Origin of the sequence: Bradyrhizobium sp. IAR9 (assembly GCF_013408065.1) — a bacterium.
Taxonomy (GTDB): domain Bacteria; phylum Pseudomonadota; class Alphaproteobacteria; order Rhizobiales; family Xanthobacteraceae; genus Bradyrhizobium.
Genome location: NZ_JACBZW010000001.1, coordinates 186314 through 198899, shown reverse-complemented (window position 1 = coordinate 198899; position 12586 = coordinate 186314). Strand labels below are relative to the sequence as shown.

Sequence of the window (12586 nt, the reverse complement as noted above, 5' to 3'; positions counted from 1 at the left end):
GGGCGTGGCTTGCCGGAAAATGCTTCAGAAGCCGGAGTGCGATTTCACAAAACCGCTAGGGTCATTCCCTCGCGCCGCAAACACACTCTGCGATGATCGCAGAGTGCCAGTGTTTTGCCCGACTTGTCAAAATGTTTGAGAGAACGAGGACGCAAGCCCGGCTGAAAACACCAATGAAAGCAGCCCTTTGGCTACTGTGCATGGGGTTGTTTTCGCGTTTTCTAGATCGGCCGGCTGTCTCACGCCCCGCAGACGATCACGCCGTACCAGCCGAGCCCGCGATAGGTCTCATAGCCCGGCGTCGCATGGAACGCGACCAGGGCACCCGAGCGGTCATGGTAGAAGCCGGAGCGCTGGCCGTTCAGCGAGATCGAGATGCGCTCGCTGAGGATGCCCTGGCCGTCGGACGCCGCGATGATGCGGAAATTCGAATCGACCAGCAGCACGCGGGCCTTGTCGCTGTCGCCGACGCGCACGCCCTGCACGATGGCGCGGGCCTGCGCCTCCCAGTCGAAGTGGATGGCGAGCACGCCGATCGGGGCGCCGTGGGCCTGGCCGCCGGCGCGGACGCTGGCGCAATAGGTCGCCACCTGCGCGTTGCCGAGCAGCGGCTGGTTCTCGACGTCGCCGGCGACGTAGTCGTCACCGGAGCGCAAGGTTCGCGCCTCGCGAAACCACTTGGTGTGGGCGACGTTCTGGCCGACGACGCGGAAGCGGTCGGCGCGGCCGTTGGCGATGACGTTGCCGTCGAGGTCGCAGAGCCAGAGATCGAGATAGACGGTGTAGGCGCCGAGGATCACGCCCAGGCGCTGCGAGGCGTGCGACACCGCTGCGGCGGTCGGCGAGGCCGCGCAATCGACCACGGCGGAATCGGTCGCCCACCAGCGCACGTCGCAGGTGCGCTCATAGAGGTTGCGGTCGATCAGCTCGATAGCGTTGAGCGACAGGTCGACCATGCGCTCGCCGCGCGAGCGCTGGCTCATGCGGTCGATCGAGGCGACGAGATCGCCGGTGCGTTTGGTCAATTGGCTTTCGAGCTCGCGCGCGATGGTCTCGACCTGCTGGCCGACGCCGCGTACCTCCTGTGCCACCACCGCGAAGCCCGCGCCTTGCGCGCCGGCGCGCGAGCTCTCGATCAGCGCGTTCAGCGCCAGCATCTTCATCTGGTTGGTGATCTGCTGGATTGACTTGGTCTTGTCGACCGCGATCTGGTTGACCTCCGCGGTGAGGCGGTTGATCAGCGCGGAGATGTCGGAATCGTCGTCAGCGGGTTCGGTGGCGATCGGCTTGGCCTTCAGACCCAGCGCAGCAGACATCGGGGATTTCCCTTGGCAATGAGGTCTGATCTGCAATGAACCCGGAACAATCGCTTACAGATCGAATACGATTCTTTTTCGAGGATTCCGCCTAACGCCTGCTTAATTTGCTGTTCCGCCGAATGCCCAAATGATAGTCAGTCGGCGCAGCAAATCGGCAATCCACCGCTTTGTGCGACGCGGAGATTGCAAATCCCAGGCGATTCCGGGTCAATCGTCGTCGCCAGCCGAACCGATGCGACAGCTCCGACTTCCGGGTCCCTCTAGCCAGCCCCTCATCATGACGCCGCCCGCCACTGCCTTGCCTGTCGAAGCGCCCCAGGCCTTTCTCGGCGTCGCCCGCTCGCTGACCGACAAGCTCTGGCGCGACCGGCTGGATCCCCGCGGGGCGGCCCAGGCGCTCGCCATCGTGCAGCGGCACCAGCTTCCCGAATTGCTGGCGCGGGTGCTGGCCGGCCGCGGCGTCGATATCGACGCGGTGCCCGACTTTCTCGATCCGACCATCCGCAAGCTCATGCCGGACCCGTTCACGGTGACGGAGATGGAGGCGGCGGCGAAGCGGATCGCGGATGCGGCGGCGAAGGGCGAGAAGGTCGCGATTTTCGGCGATTACGACGTCGACGGCGCGACCTCGGCGGCGCTGCTGGCCTGGCACCTGCGTCATTGCGGACTCGATCCGCTGATCCACATTCCCGACCGCATTTTCGAAGGCTACGGGCCCAATGTCGAAGCCGTTCGCGGGCTGGCGGCCAAGGGCGCCACGCTGCTCGTCACCGTCGATTGCGGTACCACCAGCATCGAGCCGCTGGCGGAAGCCAAGCGCCTCGGCATGTCCGTCGTCGTAATCGACCATCACCAGGCCGGCACCGAGCTGCCGGAGGTTGACGCGCTGGTCAATCCGAACCGGCTCGATGATCTCTCCGGCCTCGGCCATCTCGCCGCTGTCGGTCTCGTGCTTGTGACGCTGGTTGCGGTCAACCGCGAGCTGCGTCAGCGCGGTTTCTGGAGCGCGGAGATGCCCGAGCCCGATCTGCTCGGCATGTTGCACCACGTCGCGCTCGGCACGGTTGCCGACGTCGCGCCGCTGATCGGTCTCAACCGCGCTTTCGTCGCCAAGGGGCTGATCGCGATGCGGCGGCGCGACCATGTCGGTCATACCGCGCTGATGGACGTGGCGCGGCTCAACGGGCCGCCGGAGGCCTGGCATCTCGGCTTCATGCTGGGGCCTCGCATCAATGCCGGCGGCCGCATCGGCCGCGCCGATCTCGGCGTGCGGCTCTTGCTGGAAGGCGACGGCGTCGAGGCCGCGCGGATCGCCGCCGAGCTCGACCGCCTCAACGGCGAGCGGCGCGTCATCGAGCAGGCCGCTGAAGCCCAGGCCGAAGCCGAGGCGCTGGCCTCGATCGGGCTCGAGGACAAGCTCGGCGTCATCGTCACGGCGTCCGAAGGCTGGCACCCCGGCGTGGTCGGCCTCGTTGCCTCCCGGCTGAAGGAAAAGTTTTCGCGGCCCGCTTTCGCCATAGCGCTCGAGCCCGGCGGCATCGGTACCGGATCGGGCCGCTCGATCGCGGGCGTCGATATCGGCAAGGCGGTGCGGCAGGCGGTCACTGACGGCATTCTGCTGAAGGGCGGCGGCCACGCGATGGCCGCGGGCGTGACGTTGCGGAAAGAGAAGCTCGCCGAGTTTCGCGCCTATCTCGAAAATGCGCTGGCGCAGGACGTCGCCGAGGCGCGCCACGTCAACGAGCTCTATATCGACGGCGCGGTCTCCGCGCGCGCCGTGACGACGGAGCTTGCGGCAACGCTGAACCGTGCCGGTCCGTTCGGCAGCGGCAATCCGGAAGCCGTGCTGGCGCTGCCGGCGCACCAGCTCGTCTTTGCCGACGAGGTCGGGCAGGCGCATCTGCGTCTGCGCTTCAAGTCGGGCGATGGCGCCATCGTCAACGGCATCGCGTTCCGCTCGGTCGGCCAGAAGCTCGGCAACGCGCTGCTGGCCAACCGCGGCCAGCAGCTGCATGTCGCCGGCTCGCTCTCGGTCGATCGCTACCAGGGCGTCGAGCGGGTGCAATTCCGCGTCATCGACGTCGCGCTACCGGACCAGGGGCCATCCGTGATTAGATAACGCAAGATCTGACCAGCGCAGACGACGCAAAGTACGTCGCTCAAACAACAAAAAAGGGAGTGAACATGGCAGGGCAGGTTGAGGGCAAGGTCGCGCTGGTGACCGGCGGCGCCTCGGGTATCGGCGAGGCCATCGTCGATCTGTTCGCGCGTGAGGGCGCGACTGTTGTCATCACCGATATTGACGAGCTGCGCGGGCCCGAGCTCGCCAAGCGCGTGACGAAAGCCGGCGGCAAGGCGATGTTCCTGGAGCAGGACGTCATCAGCGAGGAGCGCTGGATCGATATCGTCGCCGAAATCGCCAAGCGCCATGGTCGGCTCGATATTCTCGTCTCCAATGCCGGCATCGGCATCTCCGTGCCATCGATCGTCGACATGACACTCGCCGACTGGCGCAAGCAGAATGCGATCAACCTCGACGGCGTGTTTCTCTCGGTCAAGCATTGCCTGCCGCTGATGCGCAAGCATGGCGGCGGTTCGATCGTCATGATGTCCTCGCTCGCGGGCCTGCGCGGCGCGCCGGGCCTGTCGGCCTATTCGGCGACCAAGGGCGGCGTGCGGCTGTTCGCCAAATCGATCGCAATGGAATGCGCGGCGGCCGGCGACGGCATCCGGGTCAATTCCGTGCATCCCGGCATCATCGATACCCCGATCTGGGGCAAGATCCCGACGGGTGCGACCGGCGCCGGCCAGAACGCGCCAATCGATCCCGAGGAGCGTGCCAAGGTCGTCACGCCGCTCGCCCGCGCGGGGCAGGCGGCGGAGATCGCCTCAGGCGTGCTGTATCTGGCCTCCGATGCCTCGCGCTACGTCACCGGCAGCGAGCTCGTCATCGACGGCGGCATGAATGCCGGCGGCGTGCCGCGGCGGGCCTGAGCCGCGCAGGGCAGGGTGGCGGTCGCAGGGGCTGACGCGCAGGCGCCGCCCCTGTACAAGACGGCAGCTTTCGATCGACAGAGGTGTCCTTCGCCATGGCGCACAGCCTTCACGCTTCCTCACCCGCGTCAGCGCCATTCCGCTCGAACCGGCCGGACCTCGCCACCGATGCAATCCGCACCGCGCGCGAGGACCTCGCCGCCTGCTTCCGCATGGCGGCGCGCAACGGTTTTGAGGAAGGCATCTGCAACCACTTCTCGGCCGTCGTGCCTGGGCATGACGATCTGTTTCTCGTCAATCCCTATGGCTATGCCTTTCGCGAGATCACGGCCTCAAAGCTGCTGATCTGCGATTTCCACGGCAATGTGCTCGACGGCGAGGGCGTGCCGGAGGCGACCGCGTTCTACATCCATGCCGAGATGCACAAGCGCCTGCCGCGCGCCAAGGTCGCATTCCACACCCATATGCCCTATGCGACGGCGCTGTCGATGACCGAAGGCGATCCCTTGATCTGGGCCGGCCAGACCGCGCTGAAATTCTATGGCCGCACCGCGGTCGATCGCGACTACAACGGTCTTGCGCTCGACAACCAGGAAGGTGCGCGCATCGCATCCGCCGTCGGCGATGCCGACATCGTCTTCATGAAGCACCACGGCGTGATGGTGCTGGCGCCCACCATCGCGGAAGCCTGGGACGATCTCTATTATCTCGAGCGCGCCGCCGAGGTGCAGGTGCTGGCGATGTCGACGGGACGGAAGGTGCTGCCCGTCGATCCCGCGATCGCGGCCGAGACCTACAGGCAGATGCGCGAAGGCGATTCCGAATCCGCCCGGCTCCATCTCGCCGCGATCCGCAGGCAGCTCGACGCCGAAGAGCCGCAGTACCGGCATTAGCGATGAGTGCGTAGCCCGGATGAAGCGCAGCGAAATCCGGGGACTTCAACAGCGGAGGTATTGTCCCGGATTACGCTGCGCTCCATCCGGGCTACGGGCCAACGCGAGGCCTACGACCCCTGCCGCAGCTTGGCCAGCACCTTCAGCCCGCCATAGCCGTCCGCTGGCGCAATCCCCGCGCGCTGCTGGAAATCCTTGATCGCCTTCATGGTGTCGTTGCCGACCCGGCCGTCGGTGCCGCCGGTGTCGAAACCGGCTTTCGTCAATCGCGTCTGCATCTCCTGCACCTCGGCGAGCGTCAGCGCGCGCTCGGAGCCGGGGAAGGGCTGGATGAAGGGCGGCGCCCCCAGGCAGCGGTCGCCGAGATGGCAGATCGCAAGCGCATAGTTCATGGAAGGGTTGTAGCTCTTCACCGAGTAGAAATTCGGTCCGAGCAGGAAGGTCGGTCCGCCTGCAACCGGCGTCCACATTTGCGCGGATGCGTTCGGCTGCGGGAACGGCTGGCCGTCGGCTCGGGTGACGCCGGCTGACGCCCAGGCCGCATAGGTGCGGCTGCCGCTCATATTGCCGGCGGCGCGCACCTCATAGCCCCAATGCTCGCCGCGATGCCATTTGCCGCGGTTGACGAGATATTTTGCGGTCGAGCCCAGCGCGTCGTCGGGCTTGCCGAAGGGCGAGACCTTGCCGTCGCCGTCATAATCGATGCCGACATTGAGCCAGACTTCCGGCATCCATTGCGAATGGCCCATCGCGCCGGCCCAGGATCCCTGCATCTGCTCGGGCGTGCTCCAGCCCTTGTCGACGATGCGCAGCGCATTGATCAGCTCGGTCTCCCAATAGGCCTTGCGGCGCGGCTCGTTCCAGGCGAGCGCGGCGAGCGAGGGAAACACCGGCGTCATGTGGTTCTGCTGCACCAGGGGATCGCCATAAGCGGACTCGACGCCCCACAGCGCCAGCAGCGTGCCCCGCTCGACACCGAAATCCCGCTCAATGCGCGCCAGCAGCGCCTCGTTGTTCTTCAGCGCGATCTTGCCGTTGATGATGCGCCAGTCGGAGACGCGGCGGTTGATATATTGCCAGACCTGCTCGTGGAATTCGGGCTGGCTCCGCATCTGCTTGAACACGCTCATGTCGGGCTCGACCCGTCCCATCGCGCGCTGCCAGGTCGCGGCCGAGATGCCCTTGGCTATCGCGCGTACGCGAAAGCTCTCGCGCCATTCGTCGAAGCCTGGAGGCGCGGCGAGCACGTGTGTCGGGAATGCGAGCAAAGCGGCTGCACCGAACGTCGATTGCAGCAGGCTGCGGCGAGTCGGATGGGGGGAGGAATCAGCGTGCGTCATGGGCACATTGTAGCCCGAAACATGGCCGGTGTGCGTCGGTTCCTGGAACAGCCGCGCGGCTGATTCTGCGCGGCCCGGGATCATGCTTCTGTCGGAACAAACTGTCGCAGTCCTGCATTCCCTCCGTATCCGGAAGGAGGAAGAGATGATGAGGACATATCTGTTTGCCGCCGCCATGATCACCGCCGTTGCGACGCCTGCGTTCGCTGATGAAGTCGGCGTTCACGTCGGCCCGGTCGGCGCCGGCGTGACGGTCGGTCAGTCCCACGAGTATCGTGAGCGGGATCGCGATCGCGACCGCACCACCGTCATCAGGGAGCGCGAGCCCTCTGATCGCACCACGGTGATCAAGAAGCAGGATGAATTCGGCAATCGCAGCAAGACCGTGATTCATCACGACAACGACTGACGGAGCAGGGCCCCGGCGGAGCGTCGGGGCCCGCCTTGCGCATGCAGTCCGTTCATCAAACATTCGGGGTGGAATGAAGATACATACGCATGCGGAAAGCCATGTCGTCGAACTCGACGACGGATCGCAATGGCAGATCTTTCCCGGCGATCTCGCAACCACGCTGAGTTGGAAGCCCGAGACCGATTTGCACCTCGAGCAAAGCGCCGACCAGGTGAGCTCGCATGTGCTGGTGAATGCTGCCGACAACAGCCGCGTACGGGTGATCGCGGCGGACGAGACCTGGGTCGACGGTGAGGTTAAGAAACTGTTGAAAGGCGGGTAGTCGGCTCCCGCGCTTCCCGATATCCCTGACTTTAGGCCTGTCGTTTTACGGTCGGTTCGCTTCCGCCTGCGTAAGATGCGGCATGCGGGAGCTGTTCGACATCATCCGTGCCAATCCCTGGCCCTTCGGCGCCGGGCTCTTCGTCGTCGTTCTGATGATAATCTCCGAGAACTTTGGCCGCGGTATTCAGGGCGGCGACGGCGGTGCGGGTGGCGATTTCTCGGATGCCGCCGGCTGTGACGGCGGCGACGGGGGAGGCGGCGACTAGGCCTCGCCTAGTCCCCCTGCAGCTCGGTCGCGACGTTGGCGAGCCATCGCCGAATGCTCGCTTCGGCCTTGGCATCGAGGCCATCGGCAAGACGCTTCTCCAGCACCATCACCCGTTCCCGGCACGCTTTCAACAACGTCGTTCCGCGCTTGGTCAGTGTCCATTGCTGGATGCGGCCATGGACGGGATGAGGGGTCATCAGAATCGCGCCGTCGCGTTCGAGGTTGCGGATGATGACCCCGACCGTCTGCGGCGTGAGGAAGGTGAGGCGGGCGACATCGGCGCCTGATAGTCCGGGATAGGCATTCAGCATCGTCAGCACCGCGAATTGCGGCGAGGTCACGCCGAGATCGGCGAGCGTCCGCTCCGTCGTCAGACGGACTGCGGCGTGAGCCTGGCGCAGCAGATAGCCGAGATAGCCCTGCTCGCCGCGCTTGCCTTCGCCGGCAGCGGGAACACGCACCGCCGCGTCGCCGGCAGGTTCGGGCACCGGGCGGGTTTTCGATCTGGTGACGGCATCGGTCTTGCGTGACATGTCAGAGCTCTTATAAGATGTAAGCACACTTATAATAAGACGAGGTGAACCGCAATGTCACATGCCCGTAGCGAATACGAAGATTTCAAGAAGATCGCGCCCGACGTCTATGATCTGGTGCTGGCGCTGGGTCAGCTTGCGGCCAAGGCCGGCCTCGACAAGCAGCTTCTCGAGCTCGTCAAGTTGCGCGCCTCGCAGATCAACGGCTGCGCCTTCTGCGTGCAGCATCATGTCCTGCTGTCGGAGCGGATCGGCGTTCCCGTCGACAAGCTCCATTTGGTCGCGGTCTGGCGCGAGGCGCCGATCTTTTCGCCGCGTGAGCGTGCCGCGCTGGCCTGGGCTGAGGCGCTGACCGTCCTGCCCGACGGCGTCAGCGAGGACGTCTATGCCGAAGCGGCCCGGGAGTTCTCCGAGACCGAACTGATGTACCTGACCTCGGCGGTCGCCTCGATCAATGTCTGGAATCGCTTTGGGGCTGCGTTTCGCTGGACGCCGGCGCCGCGGCCGGTGGCCGCGAATGCTGCGGCATCCTGATCGGCACAAGGGAGGTTATGATGACAGCAATGAGCTTATCTGCCGTACAGCGTCCGGCACCGTCACGTTCGACCGCGCTCGCCGTCGTCGCAGGGCTGGCCTGTGCGCTGGCGATCGGCAAGGCGCTGCCGGTGACGATGGATGCCGTCTCCGGCGCGCTGGCGCCGCTCTGCGCCAGCGCGGCGGAGAGCTCGCCGCTCGACAAGGTCGAACCGATCGGCTCCTACGCATTGCCGAACGTGCCGGGCAAGCGCGTCACCATCGTGCGCGTCACCTATGGTCCGGGCGGATTCTCGCGCCCGCATCGTCACGCAGGATCCGTGACCGCCTACATCACCAAGGGCGAGATCCGCTCCCAGCTTGGCGGCGGTCCTGTCGCGACGTTTGGCGTTGGCCAGTCCTTCTTCGAGCCGCCGGGCTCGACGCATCTGGTCTCGGCCAATGCCAGCCTGACGGAGCCTGCGGAATTGATCGCGGTGTTCGTGGCGGACGAGGGCGCGCAGCTCACAACGTTCTTGGAGTAGAGCACGGCTAGGAGGCGCGATCCCGCGATCGCCTCAGCCGTTTCCATGCCGGCGAGAGACCGTATTGGACTGCCGGAATCGCAACTGCGCCGACAAGAAGTCCAAGCACGCCTGAGATGGCTGCCTCGACCGACCATTCGATGATGCCGGCAATGGATGGAAGGGCGTGTGCGGCCGCCTCGGTTGCGGCATGGACCGTGCGGCCGACCACGGGCGGGCCGTATTTTTCGATGCCGTGCAGGATGATGCCGCCGCCAACCCAGATCATGGCGGCAGTGCCGATGGTGCTCAGCACCGTCAGGAACGTGGGCATACCGCGGACCAGCGTGCGTCCAAGCGAGCGGATCGCGGCGCCAATGACTGAGGCGCCATCGTAGCCCGCAAGGGCCACGCCGGCATCGTCAGCCTTCACGATCAGGGCCACCACGCCGTAGACCCCGACCGTGATACCGAAGCCGACCAGTGCCAGCACCAGCGCCTGCGTCCAGATGCTGCCTGCCGGAAGGGCCGCCAGCGTGATCGCCATGATCTCTGCCGACAGGATGAAATCCGTCTTGATGGCGCTCGCGACCTTCTCGTCCTCGACCGACCGGGCATTCAGCGCGATCGGCTCGAGCTGGGCTTCATGGTGGTGCGCATGATGCGGCATTACGGCTTCGAGCACCTTCTCGGTACCCTCGTAGCAGAGAAAGGCTCCGCCCAGCATGAGCAGCGGCGTCACCGCGGCGGGAAGGAAATAACCAAGCAGCAGGGCAGCGGGAAGCAAAATCAGCAATTTGTTGCGCAGCGATCCGACTGCAATCTTGCCGACGATCGGCAGTTCGCGCTTCGAGGCAAAACCGATGACGTAGTTCGGCGTGACGGCCGCGTCGTCGATGACCACGCCAGCCGCCTTTGCGCCTGCTTTGGCAGCCTGGCTCGCCACATCGTCGAGCGAGGCCGCTGCCACCTTTGCAATCGCCGCGATATCGTCGAGAAGACCGATCAGTCCGACACTCATCACCCCGATCCCTGTTTTTGTTTGAGCCGGCGGTGCGCGCGACAACAAGCTCTTGCACCGCCCTTCGTTGGAGCGAGCAAGCCGTCAATTCTCCTCGCCGCTCGATCCCTCGCGCAGATCCGGCTTGATCACGTCGTCCGGCAGTGCATGGGCGACCGGCTGCGACGTGACGGCGATCTCCGGGCCGACCTCGCGGCCGCGGGCGTGGATCAGGCGTTCGTAGGCGGAGACCAGGGTGACGTAGGGGCTGACCCAGATCCAGCCGTCGCGTGTGAACACCTGCACGTCGAAATGCAGATGCATCGAGGTACCGGCGGGATGGTCGAGATAATTCGAGATCACGCCGATCTTCTCGCCTTCGGTGACGATGCGGCCATTGAGCACGCCATCGGCGTTCATTGCGTGCGGATTCATGTGCATGTAGCGGAAGCGGATGTGCTCGGTGCGGCTGTTGACTTGAAGCGTCGCGGCCTGGTCCCTGGACGCGCGGATCACGATGGCATCGCGCACCGCGACGACACCGCGCTGCTTGGGATCGCAGGGCTCGCGGCCTTCGCCGGGCGGTGGGCAGTCGGCGGCGCGGATGTCCTCGCCCTGGTGGCCGTAACCGCCCGCGCATTGCCAAACCTCGAAACTGCGGGACTCGCAGAAATTGTCGCGCCAGGGATAGGCGGTCGTGCTCTCCGTCCTGTCCCGCTTGGCATAGGATTGCGAGCGGACGAAGGCGGGAGCCTTTTCGAGCGGAAAGCGGATCTGTGCATAGGCCATTGCGTCGGGATGGCCGCCCTGCTTGCGGTAGCCGGTGTTCGGGATGATGTCGCCGCTCGGCCGGTAGCTGAAATCCGGTGAACGGCCCGTCGGGCGATCGAGGATGTTGGAGGCGATGTCCGTCAATGGTCGCATGCGCTGGCCGCCGGCGACGCGCAGGGCCTTCAGGAAGCGCTCGGCGACCGGATAGGCTTCCTTGCAGGCCAGCCGCCGCGGCTTGGCGACGCTGTCGAGGCACTGAATCGACACCACATAGGCGACGCCGAAACGGGTAAAAGCGTAGCGTACATAGCCTTCCCGGATAAACCTGCGCAGGTCCGGATAGAGCGCTATGAGCGGTTTGATCTGCTCGCCCTTGCCGCCGGTGGGATCGGCGATGTCGTAGACCAGCGCCGATCCCGTGATCTGCACTTCGACCGGCCATGTGAACACCCGGCTTGGCATGCCGTCGCCGGCGCCGGGCTCGAGCGAGAAGGTCGCGCTGTAACCGGCGGGGCCGGCATCGAACATGTCGACGGGATTGAAGTCCGCCTGATAGCGCGACAGCGCGAGCGTCGCCGTCGCGCCGCTGCGCTGCGCCTCGAGGTAAGCGGCGGCGTCGAACGGCAGCAGCACCGGTACGGGACTGCGGGTGATGCCGGTGAAGAGTCGCGAGGATACCGCGTTGAGCTGCACCAATGCGGGCATCGCGCGGGGATCGTAGCGCGGCACCGAACGGCGAGGGGCGAAGATGAAATCGTCCGCGACCCGGGGGCGGCTGTTGATCTCGGTGCGGAGCTGGTCGAGCGCTGCGCGCCAGTCGACGCGCAGGGCCGTGAGCGAGGGGCTGCGGAATTCATCCGCAGCGAGCGGAGTGGCAATGAGGAGCGAAAGCGACGCCAAAAGAAGCGAGACGAAGCGGAAACCCTTCCCAACCACTGTCTCGCCCCCCGGCGGCACCTGCTGCGATCGCTCTGTTCCCCGTCAGTCCTTGGCGCGTTCTGAGTAGGAGCCGTCCTCCGTCATGACGACGATGCGGGTGCCGACTGCGATGTGCGGCGGCACGGTGGTGCGCACGCCGTTGGAAAGCACCGCCGGCTTGTAGGAGGACGAGGCCGTCTGGCCCTTGGTCACCGGCTCGGTCTCGACCACTTCCAGCGTCACGCGCTGGGGCAGCGCGAGCGAGACCACGTTGACGTCGTGGGTCGACAGCTTGACGGTCATGTCCGGTTGAAGATACGAGGCCGCGTCGCCGACGACGTCCTTGGAGACCTGGACCTGGTCGTAGGTCTCCGGGTTCATGAAGTGGAAGCCGTCGCCATCTTCATACAGGAAGGTGTAGTTGCGCTCCTCGATGGTGGCCTTTTCGACCTGGTCGGTGGTCTTGTAGCGCTCGGAGATCTTTACCCCGTCCGAGATTCGGCGCATCTCGATCTGGCTGACCGGGGTGCCCTTGCCGGGGTGGATGTTTTCGGCGCTGACGACGACATAGAGCTTGCCGTCTTGCTCGATCACGTTGCCTTTGCGAATAGAACTGGCGATGACTCTCAAAGCTGTATTTCCTGCTTGCTTGGCCCGGCACCGGCCAGGACGTGATCAATTCGATGGGGGACTTGGGGTCTCAAATCGGACCTCGGCGCCCGTTTCGGGCCGCAACATACTGATTTTGCCGTTAGATGCCAGCATTTTGCTCGGCCG

The 12586-nt window shown here is 65.3% G+C and carries 14 protein-coding genes; 8 read left to right on the top strand and 6 right to left on the bottom strand.

Features of this window, described 5'->3' with window-relative positions; translation table 11 throughout:
* Positions 1-239 precede the first annotated feature (239 nt).
* Positions 240-1316: a methyl-accepting chemotaxis protein gene (locus tag GGD67_RS00935; RefSeq protein WP_092258484.1), complete on the bottom strand. Its 1077-nt coding sequence runs from the start codon at positions 1314-1316 to the stop codon at positions 240-242.
* Positions 1317-1596: 280 nt separating this feature from the next.
* Between GGD67_RS00935 and recJ the strand changes: the two genes are divergently transcribed.
* The 3 genes from recJ to GGD67_RS00920 all read left to right on the top strand — a co-directional run bounded on the left by recJ (position 1597) and on the right by GGD67_RS00920 (position 5206).
* Positions 1597-3438: a single-stranded-DNA-specific exonuclease RecJ gene (gene recJ, locus GGD67_RS00930; protein ID WP_018323076.1), complete on the top strand. Its 1842-nt coding sequence runs from the start codon at positions 1597-1599 to the stop codon at positions 3436-3438.
* 65 nt (positions 3439-3503) lie between these two features.
* The gene (locus GGD67_RS00925; protein WP_179730555.1) at positions 3504-4313 is read left to right on the top strand and encodes an SDR family NAD(P)-dependent oxidoreductase; all 810 of its coding nucleotides are present in this window, start codon (positions 3504-3506) and stop codon (positions 4311-4313) included.
* 95 nt (positions 4314-4408) lie between these two features.
* Positions 4409-5206 carry an aldolase gene (locus tag GGD67_RS00920; protein WP_092258474.1) on the top strand — a complete coding sequence of 266 codons (798 nt, stop codon included), beginning with the start codon at positions 4409-4411 and terminating at the stop codon, positions 5204-5206.
* Positions 5207-5316: 110 nt separating this feature from the next.
* Here GGD67_RS00920 and GGD67_RS00915 read toward each other — a convergent pair whose 3' ends face one another.
* On the bottom strand, positions 5317-6546 hold the full coding sequence (locus GGD67_RS00915) for a lytic murein transglycosylase (protein ID WP_179730554.1): 1230 nt from the start codon (positions 6544-6546) through the stop codon (positions 5317-5319).
* A gap of 148 nt (positions 6547-6694) precedes the next feature.
* Between GGD67_RS00915 and GGD67_RS00910 the strand changes: the two genes are divergently transcribed.
* From GGD67_RS00910 to GGD67_RS00900, 3 genes are all read left to right on the top strand, one after another.
* Positions 6695-6955, top strand: a complete 261-nt coding sequence (locus GGD67_RS00910) for a hypothetical protein (protein WP_026202873.1) — start codon at positions 6695-6697, stop codon at positions 6953-6955.
* 73 nt (positions 6956-7028) lie between these two features.
* Positions 7029-7280 (top strand): hypothetical protein, encoded by a 252-nt coding sequence (locus tag GGD67_RS00905; protein ID WP_179730553.1) that lies wholly within the window; start codon positions 7029-7031, stop codon positions 7278-7280.
* A gap of 82 nt (positions 7281-7362) precedes the next feature.
* Positions 7363-7548 (top strand): hypothetical protein, encoded by a 186-nt coding sequence (locus GGD67_RS00900; RefSeq protein ID WP_179730552.1) that lies wholly within the window; start codon positions 7363-7365, stop codon positions 7546-7548.
* 7 nt (positions 7549-7555) lie between these two features.
* Here the strand turns inward: GGD67_RS00900 and GGD67_RS00895 are convergent, their stop codons facing one another.
* Complete coding sequence (locus GGD67_RS00895; RefSeq protein ID WP_179730551.1) at positions 7556-8083, bottom strand: MarR family winged helix-turn-helix transcriptional regulator; 528 nt, start codon at positions 8081-8083, stop codon at positions 7556-7558.
* Positions 8084-8137: 54 nt separating this feature from the next.
* On the opposite strand from GGD67_RS00895, the gene GGD67_RS00890 reads away from it, so the two are divergent.
* Positions 8138-8617 carry a carboxymuconolactone decarboxylase family protein gene (locus GGD67_RS00890; RefSeq protein ID WP_179730550.1) on the top strand — a complete coding sequence of 160 codons (480 nt, stop codon included), beginning with the start codon at positions 8138-8140 and terminating at the stop codon, positions 8615-8617.
* A gap of 20 nt (positions 8618-8637) precedes the next feature.
* A complete protein-coding gene (locus GGD67_RS00885; protein ID WP_179730549.1) occupies positions 8638-9141 on the top strand; it encodes a cupin domain-containing protein in 504 nt (167 codons plus the stop codon).
* Positions 9142-9148: 7 nt separating this feature from the next.
* On the opposite strand, the gene GGD67_RS00880 is transcribed toward GGD67_RS00885, so the two are convergent.
* From GGD67_RS00880 to efp, 3 genes are all read right to left on the bottom strand, one after another.
* On the bottom strand, positions 9149-10141 hold the full coding sequence (locus GGD67_RS00880) for a DUF808 domain-containing protein (protein WP_179730548.1): 993 nt from the start codon (positions 10139-10141) through the stop codon (positions 9149-9151).
* An 84-nt stretch (positions 10142-10225) separates the two neighbouring features.
* Positions 10226-11848 carry a M23 family peptidase gene (locus GGD67_RS00875; RefSeq protein ID WP_179730547.1) on the bottom strand — a complete coding sequence of 541 codons (1623 nt, stop codon included), beginning with the start codon at positions 11846-11848 and terminating at the stop codon, positions 10226-10228.
* A 24-nt stretch (positions 11849-11872) separates the two neighbouring features.
* The gene (gene efp, locus GGD67_RS00870; RefSeq protein WP_018323088.1) at positions 11873-12439 is read right to left on the bottom strand and encodes an elongation factor P; all 567 of its coding nucleotides are present in this window, start codon (positions 12437-12439) and stop codon (positions 11873-11875) included.
* Positions 12440-12586 lie beyond the last annotated feature (147 nt).